Below are 1,539 nucleotides of genomic sequence, written 5' to 3'. Positions count from 1 at the left end.
CAATGCCTCTCCTTTGTGCGTCGAACTCCACGCCAAGGCTCCGCATGGGCACCGATGTGCGCATTTCCGCGCTCCCCCGGCCCAGTCGGCCCGGTCATTTCAACGCATCTCCGGGCGGCGAACAAGGCTGAACAGGGGTGGTGGCCGCGGTTGCGGCGGAGAAGGGAGGCACTGCGGGTGCAGGCTGTTCAACTGGGCGAATGCGGCGGTTGAACGGGCCGGGTGGGGTTGCGTCCGGCGGGGGTGTCAGGTCTGTCGTCCGGTGCGGCGGGAGGGCGGGCCGGGGGGCGTGACGCCGGGGAGTTGTGTCGGAGAGGTTCGGAGCGGGGACGGGGCCGGCCGCCGCCTCACCGGAGGGATCCGGGAGGGCGGCGGCCGGGAGCCGTGCCGGGCAGGGTCCTCAGCGGGCCCCGCATCGCTGTCAGCCCCCCTGGTTGCTCGGGTACTTCTCGTTGCAGGTGGAGTAGGCGGCGACCAGGTCCTCCTGGCTGTCGGCGCCCTCCTCCAGGGTGATGCGGGTGGTGCCGGGCTCCGGGTCCTTGGCGCTGATGCCCTCCTGGCGCAGGCACTCGGCCTTCTTCACGGCGGTGTCGTACGCGTCCTCGTCGACCTCCTCCGCGCCCTGCGGAGGGGCGAACTGGGCGCAGGCGGCCTGGGCGGCGTCGACCACGGCGGCGGAGCCCTGGGCGGCCTCGAACTGGGGTGCGCCGCCCTCCTGGTCCTCGGGGGCGTCGGGCACGTCCATGCCGTGCTCCCGGAGGCACTCGATGAACTTCTGCTGGCGCTCCACGTCCTGGGGTGACGTGGGGGAGGCGTTGGTGGGCGAGTCCTCACCGCCGCACGCGGTCATCCCGAAGATGGCGGCGGCGACGAGGGCGGCGGAGGCGAGAGCGTGTGTCTTCATGTCCACCAGAGTGGCTGTCGGGAGGTTTCCCCTCGGTGACCGTGGGCGTTAACCGGCCTCTTACACGGTGGGGAGGGGAGGGGGTGGGGGGTTCTGCCGGGGGGTGGCGTTCGGTGGGTGGGGGTGCTCGCGCAGTTCGCCGCGCCCCTGAGGGGGTGACGGTGCCGTCGGCTGAGAGGGGCGGGTCGGGGGCTGCCGGGGGGTGGCTTTCCGTAGGTGGGGGGTGCTCGCGCAGTTCCCCGCGCCCCTGAGGGGGTGGCAGTCCCGTCGGCTGAGAGGGGCGGGTCGGGGGCTGCCGGGGGGTGGCTTTCCGTGAGTGGGGGGTGCTCGCGCAGTTCCCCGCGCCCCTGAGGGGGTGGCAGTCCCGTCGGCTGAGAGGGGCGGGTCGGGGGCTGTCAGGGAGTGGCTTTCCGTGAGTGGGGGGTGCTCGCGCAGTTCCCCGCGCCCCTGAAGGGGTGGCAGTCCCGTCGGCCGAGAGGGGCGGGCCGGGGTGGGGTGGGGCCCCACCAGGTTCACCCGTGTGCCGGGCGTCTCCCCGGCGCCCCACCCGCCCCGGTCCCGTGGGACACGCACGGCGGGGTGCCCCCGCGTCCGCTCGGCCGGACGTGAGGGCACCCCTGGGTGACCGGTCTGGG

Annotated in this window: 1 protein-coding gene; it reads right to left on the bottom strand. The window is 74.1% G+C overall.

What is annotated here, in order from left to right:
• Positions 1 to 421: 421 nt before the first annotated feature.
• Entirely contained in the window at positions 422 to 904 is a 483-nt protein-coding gene (locus ABZX40_RS05400) for a hypothetical protein (RefSeq protein ID WP_355741755.1), read from the bottom strand.
• Positions 905 to 1,539 lie beyond the last annotated feature (635 nt).

Origin of the sequence: Streptomyces sp. NPDC004610 (assembly GCF_040609715.1) — a bacterium.
GTDB lineage: Bacteria > Actinomycetota > Actinomycetes > Streptomycetales > Streptomycetaceae > Streptomyces.
Note: the sequence above shows the minus strand (reverse complement) of the source record. Positions and strands in the feature narration are given on the sequence as shown.

Coding starts and splice junctions, on each gene's coding strand:
- ABZX40_RS05400 (WP_355741755.1), bottom strand. CDS start 904: ATGAAGACACACGCTCTCGCCTCCGCCGCCCTCGTCGCCGCCGCCATC.